This is a genomic window from Armatimonadota bacterium (assembly GCA_031459765.1).
GTDB lineage: Bacteria > Sysuimicrobiota > Sysuimicrobiia > Sysuimicrobiales > Kaftiobacteriaceae > Kaftiobacterium > Kaftiobacterium secundum.
Genome location: JAVKHY010000014.1, coordinates 52,095 through 58,102, shown reverse-complemented (window position 1 = coordinate 58,102; position 6,008 = coordinate 52,095). Strand labels below are relative to the sequence as shown.

Annotated in this window: 6 protein-coding genes; 1 reads left to right on the top strand and 5 read right to left on the bottom strand. The window is 69.4% G+C overall.

Features of this window, described 5'->3' with window-relative positions; genetic code table 11:
- A partial coding sequence (locus QN141_12635; GenBank protein ID MDR7559323.1) for a family 10 glycosylhydrolase occupies nt 1-1,046 on the bottom strand: 1,046 nt, incomplete at its 3' end.
- A gap of 23 nt (nt 1,047-1,069) precedes the next feature.
- Complete coding sequence (locus QN141_12630; protein MDR7559322.1) at nt 1,070-1,750, bottom strand: ubiquinone/menaquinone biosynthesis methyltransferase; 681 nt, start codon at nt 1,748-1,750, stop codon at nt 1,070-1,072.
- A 163-nt stretch (nt 1,751-1,913) separates the two neighbouring features.
- Between QN141_12630 and QN141_12625 the strand changes: the two genes are divergently transcribed.
- The gene (locus tag QN141_12625; protein ID MDR7559321.1) at nt 1,914-2,420 is read left to right on the top strand and encodes a ferritin; all 507 of its coding nucleotides are present in this window, start codon (nt 1,914-1,916) and stop codon (nt 2,418-2,420) included.
- Here QN141_12625 and QN141_12620 read toward each other — a convergent pair.
- From QN141_12620 to QN141_12610, 3 genes are all read right to left on the bottom strand, one after another.
- On the bottom strand, nt 2,417-3,457 hold the full coding sequence (locus QN141_12620) for a GNAT family N-acetyltransferase (protein ID MDR7559320.1): 1,041 nt from the start codon (nt 3,455-3,457) through the stop codon (nt 2,417-2,419). The two genes, QN141_12625 and QN141_12620, sit on opposite strands and share 4 nt — an antisense overlap.
- Nucleotides 3,458-3,552: 95 nt before the next feature.
- A complete protein-coding gene (locus tag QN141_12615) occupies nt 3,553-4,713 on the bottom strand; it encodes a PQQ-dependent sugar dehydrogenase (protein ID MDR7559319.1) in 1,161 nt (386 codons plus the stop codon).
- 40 nt (nt 4,714-4,753) lie between these two features.
- Nucleotides 4,754-6,004, bottom strand: coding sequence for an ArgE/DapE family deacylase (locus QN141_12610; GenBank protein MDR7559318.1), 1,251 nt, complete (start codon nt 6,002-6,004; stop codon nt 4,754-4,756).
- Nucleotides 6,005-6,008: the final 4 nt, after the last annotated feature.

Below are 6,008 nucleotides of genomic sequence, written 5' to 3'. Positions count from 1 at the left end.
AGCGCTGTGCCGATCGCCGCCTGCCGGGCGTACTGGTGATCGGTCGCGAAGCGGTTCCACTCCTCGTACATCGAGCGCTGCCCCGGCGGTGGAATCTGGTGGCGCCGATAGTTCATGGGGATGTTGAGGTCCAGGATGCCTTCCTCCATCCAGCCGCGCCAGTCCTGGAGCACCTCGCGGTACGGGCGGGACTGCGCCCAGGCCCCGGGCTCGCCGGAGATGGTGCCGTACGTGACGGTATCCGCGCTGATGCGCACCAGCGGCTTGACGGCATAGGCCTCGAGATAGATGCGGCGGACGATCCCGGTGATCTGCTCCCGCCGCCAGGCCATCCACTCCGGATCCGTGGGTGCCGGAACGTCCCGCCGCCCGGTGAGCGCCCGAAAGCGGGCCAGCGCCACCGGGTTGTAGCCCCAGGACGGAACGTTCTCCCCGGCGTTGAAGTCCGGATAGCGGATGAAGTCCAGGTTGATCCCGTCCACGTCGTAGGTACGGAGGATGCTGAGATACATCTCCACGATGTAGTCGGCGGCGGCGGGATGCCCCGGATCGAAGAAGTAGAGGGTGCCGCCCCGAACCGCGCCGTCATAGCGGCGGGAGACCCAGTTCTCCGCGTCGGGGGCGGCCGGGCCGTGGGTGTGGAAGACGTGGTCCGGATCGCGCGGCGGAGTATCACCGGCCCACAGGATTCCCGCGTTCAGCCAAGCGTGGACCTCGATACCGGCGGCGTGGGCCTTCTCGATGAGCGTCTGCAGCGGGTCGAAGGGATAGGGGTCGATCTCCGCCTCGGTGCGGGGCATGATCGAACGGTTGCACAGGCAGTCGGCGCGGCGCGTGACCTGGGCGACGATGGCGTTGAGGTTGGCGGCCCGGGTCTCGGCGACCAGTTGCTCGATCTGGGCTTCGGTGTACAGCCCCGGACCGAAGCTGTCCACCCAGTAGGCGCGGAACTGGGCCACGTCCTGCGGGTGCTGCGCCGATGACGGGCCGGCGGTGATCGACCCCACGAGAGTGAGCAGGCCGACGGCGGTTCCCACGCTTCTCATCGGTGGCCGCAGTCGGAATCGATTTACCACGGGCGGATCGCGGTGTAGATGGCGACGATGCCTCCGGTCAGGTATTGATAGGCGACGTCCCGGAGACCGACGGCGCGCAACATCCCGGCGAGAACGGGCGGGGCGGGAAACCGCCGGATGGATTCCACCAGATAGGTGTAGGCATCCGCATCTCCAGTCAGCCAGCCGCCGATCGCCGGAATGAGAGCGGCGTAGACCCGGTAGGCCGCCGCGGTCCACGGGCGGAGCGGCCGGGCGAATTCGAGGATGACCAGGCGGCCCCCGGGGATCAGGACCCGCATCAGCTCCCTGAGGGCCTCGTCGAGCCGCGTCGGGTGCCGGAGGGTGAACGCCGTCAGCACCGCGTCGAAGGAGCCGCCCCGGAACGGCAGGTCCGCGATATCGCCGCCGACGCAGCGCAACCCGGCCTCGGCCCCGAGCTTCATCCGCGCTACGGCCATCATCTCCAGCGAGACGTCCACCGCGGTCACCTGCGCTCCCTGCGCGACGGCCAGGCGGGCCAGATCCCCCGTTCCCGCCCCGGCGTCCAGCACCCGCTCCCCGCGCCGCAGGCCGGCCGCGGCGACGGCGCGGCGCTTCCAGGCGTGGTGGAGGCCGGCGCTGAGGACCGAATTCGCCAGATCGTAGCGCCGGGCGATCGCGGCGAACATCGCCTTCGTCCGCTGCACCTCCATGCTTCCGATAGTTCGCGGGTCGCCGCCGGTTCATCTTGCCTGATCCCATGGGCCGCTCGCCATCGGGGGAAGGCTGCCCGGCGCTCCTGTGCCTGCGCCCCCCACACCTGTACCCCTATAATGGAAGGACAGCGCGAACAGACGTCAAAGACGAGGAGGCCTCATGCTCATCTCTCAGAAGCTGGTTGATGCCATCAACGCGCAGATCGGTCGGGAGTTCGGCGCGTCGCAGCAGTACGTGGCCATCGCGGCGCACTTCGGAGCGGAGAACCTGCCCCAGCTCGCCCGCTACTTCTACCGTCAGGCCGAGGAGGAGCGGGAGCACGCCATGAAGTTCGTACACCATGTCGTGGAGGCCGGAGGCCGGGTGGTCCTTCCCGCCATCCCCGCGCCCAAGGACCGCTTCGCCAGCGCGGAGGAGGCGGTGCAGCTCTCCCTGGACTGGGAGATGGATGTGACGAAGCAGATCTACGCCCTGGTCCACCAGGCCGCCCAGGAGGGAAACTGGATCACGCATCACTTCCTGCAGTGGTTCGTGGACGAGCAGCTGGAGGAAGTGTCCAGCATGGACCAGCTGCTCAGCGTGGTCAAGACGGCCGGCCCGCAGCTGCTGCTGGTCGAGGACTACCTGGCCCGCACGGGACATCCCGAGGAAGGGAAGGGCGGCTAGACGGTGGCGCGGACGCCGTCCAGATAGGCCCGCACCTGCGCCAGGTCCACCTGCCAGGCGGAGGTGGAGATGTAGGGTTTGAAGCCCAACTCGTAGTTGATCTTCAGCATCGGCGCGTTGCTGTCCGCGTTCCCGGTGCGGATCCTGGTCACCTGGGGCCGTTCCCGCAGCACCTTCTCCAGCATCGCCGCCTTCATCCACCGGCCCAGGCCCCGGTTCTGGAACTCCGGAAGCACGCCGGTGGCCTCCTGCCGGAGGAGCTCGGGCCGGTTGGGGTGCCAGACGGTCTCGGTGAAGCCGGCCAGCCGTCCCGTCGCCTTCTCCCGGGCCGCGATCGTCCACACTTCCTCGCCGCGCTCGCGGGCCGCGCGGTGCCATTCGCGGATCTGCTCCGGGGTGAAGTTGTAGTCCTGGATCTGGAGCGCTCCGCGCGGGGCCCGGTTCATGGCCTGCAGCACCGCAGCGAACTCCTCGAGGTGCTCTTCAGGAATTTCCCCGGTCCACACGAGCAACTCGAACCCCGCGGCCCGCTCGGTGGCCTGCGCCTGCCAGCGCCGCAGGAGATCCCGGTCGAGGTCGCGCAGATCCAGCTGATTGGTGTGACCCTCCAGTCCCACCTGGGCGCCGATCCGCCGCAGGAACGCCTCGCCGTCCGGAACGGTGCTCCGGGTGGTGGTGACCAGCAGGCGGCGGCCCTCCCGTTCCGCGGCGTCGGCGACGCGCGCAAGCATCCGGGTTCCGAGGCCGCGCCGGCGCAGCGTCTTCCGCACCGCGATCTCGAACTCGGCCAGGTGCCGGTTCTCGGCGGTGCGCAGGATGGTCACAGATGCCTCGGCGATGACCTCGCCGCCTTCCCACCCGCCCCAGTAGCGCACGTCGACGAAATCCGGGAGGGTTCGGACCCGCCGAATCTCCTCCTCCAGGGGGACGGGCGGGTCGTCGGGGAGACGCTCGGCGCGGATCTCATTCCGGAAAGCGTTCAGCGCGGCAGAGGTCGCCTCGGATGCGTTCTTGATGTCGATCGGCTCGATCCGCATGGTCGTCTCCTTTGGGGGTGCCCTTCGATGATAGGGCCGCCCCACTGTTCGGGCAAGGGTTGCATTCCGTCACCGGGAGTGACCCGGCTGGTCCCCTACGGTGATCGTGCCGTGATCAGGTAGACGGTGCCGGCGTGGTCGACCACGTACAGTTCGCCGGCGGGATCTTCACCGAAGGAGGCGATGCGCAGGTCTGTGGTGAGCACGGCGGCCATCGCCCAGTTCCCGCCGGCCTCGGTCAGCGCCCAGATCCGCCCGCTGCAGTAATCGCCGAAGAGGTAGCGGCCGACCAGGGCCGGGATGCGGCTGCCGCGGTAGACGTATCCGCCGGTGACGGAACAGCCCTGGCTGTGGTCGTACTCGGCGATGGGCAGCTGCAGGCCCGTGCGGTCGCACCCCTCGGGCGGGCTGTAGCAGTGCGCGCCTTCCATGATCTTCCACCCGTAGTTGCCGCCGCGCACGACGAGGTCGATCTCTTCCCACTGGTGCTGGCCGACGTCGGCCAGGAACAGCCGGCCGGTCGCCCGATCGAAGGAGAACCGCCAGGGGTTGCGCAGCCCGTAGGCCCAGATCTCCCCCCGCGCGCCGTTGCGGGCGACGAAGGGGTTGTCAGGCGGGATGCGGTAGGGCGCTGTGCCGTCCACGTCGATGCGCAGCAACTTGCCCAGCAACGTATCCAGCCGCTGGCCGGCGTTGTAGGGATCGCCCGCCGAGCCGCCGTCGCCCATGCCGATATACAGCATCCCGTCCGGCCCGAAGAGGTTCAGCCCGCCGTTGTGGTTGCGGAAGGGCTGGTCGATCTCCAGCAGGATGCGTTCGGCGGCCCCCGCCACATCCGCATCGGGCGGCGCGGCGCGGTACTCGGCGATTACCGTGCGCAGCCGGCCGCCCTGGTTCGTCGTGTAGTTGACGAAGAAGCGGCCGTGGTCCGCAAAGCGGGGGTGGAAGGCCACGCTGAGCAGCCCCAGCTCGCCGCCGGAGACGACTCTGGAGCGGATATCGAGGTAGGGGCGCGCCAGCAGTCGGCCGTCACGGACGACGCGGATGCGGCCCTCCTGCTCGACGACGAACAGCCGGCCGCTGCGGTCTCCGGCATGGGTCAGATAGACCGGCGCGGACAGTCCGGTGACCACGGGTCGCAGCGCCAGCCGGGGCGCCGGGGCGGGCTGTGCCTGGACCCCGGCACGGAGCCAGAGCGCGACACCGAGCAGGAAGAGGACTATGGCGCCGAGCGTGATCCGTGGGGCGCGAGCCATTACGTTGGTTAACGCGTCCGGCGCCCCGGTTGTTTCGCCGTCAGGGCCGGACCGGCGGGGCGTCCCTCGGAGGCACCGCCAGGAAGGTGTGGCTCAGGATCGCGTAGACCTTGGCGCAATGCGTCAGGTGGTCGATGTACACGGCCTCGTCGTCGCCGTGGATGCCCTGCCCCCAGGGACCGTACTGCACCACGGGGATGCCGGCGGCGCGGAAGTGCCTGGCGTCGCTTGTTGCCCACTGCAGGAGGAACTCCGGTTGCTGTCCGGCGACCACCTCCACGGCTCGCGCCAGCGCTCTGGCCACGTCGGCCTCCGGCTCGGTGTAGTTCGGTTCGGAGACGGTACACTCTTCGAGGATCAGCCCCCGCGCGGTGAGGGAGGCCTCGATCTCGTCCCTGATCGCCCCGGCCGAGCAACCGAGGGGCACGCGGATGTCGATCTCGGCCACGGCCTCGTCGGGGACCACGTTGACCTTGGTACCCCCCCGGATGGTGCCGATGTTGACGGTGACGTGGTCCAGGGCCTGGATTGCGGTCTCCCCAACCGCGGCGGCCATCCGGGTCTTGGAGCGCCGCAAGATGGGACGGAGCGCATCGGGAAAATCGCCGCTACGCCCGGCCAGCGCGGTGAAGACCGGCAGGGCGTCGGTCAGCCGGAGGATGGCATTTGTGCCGGCGTAGGGGCTCAGGCTGCCGTGGGCCGCCGAGCCCACGCTCTTCACCTTCAGCCACAACACGCCCTTCTGCCCGATTGTGGCGATGCCGGGGCCCGACGGCTCGGCGATGAGCGCTCCGTCGCCGTGCAGCCCGGCGTGCTCAACCAGCCAGCGCGTCCCCCATCGACCGCCGGTTTCCTCATCCGCCGTGAGGGCGAGGATGATTCGGCCGGGCAGCACCGTTGCGGCCAGGGCCCGGAAGGCAATCATCAGGGCGGCGACGCCGCCTTTCATGTCCACAGCGCCCCGGCCGTAGAGCAGGCCGCCGGACACATCCCCGGCGAAGGGCGGATGGGACCATCGGCCGGGCTTCCCGGCCGGTACGACGTCCAGGTGACCGTTGAGGATCAAGGTTTTTCCGTCGGTCGGCCCGATCGAGGCGACAATGTTCGCCCGGCCGGGTGCGGGCTCGTGCCAGATCGGCGCGATCCCCCACGCCGTTAGGGTCTCGGCGACAAAGGTCGCCAGCTCCCGCACGTCGCCGGGCGGGTTCTCGCTGGGGATCTGGATCAGGCGGCGGCAGAGGCCGACGAGGTCCTCCTCCTGCTGCCCGATGGCCTCGAGCAAAGGCTCCATGGTC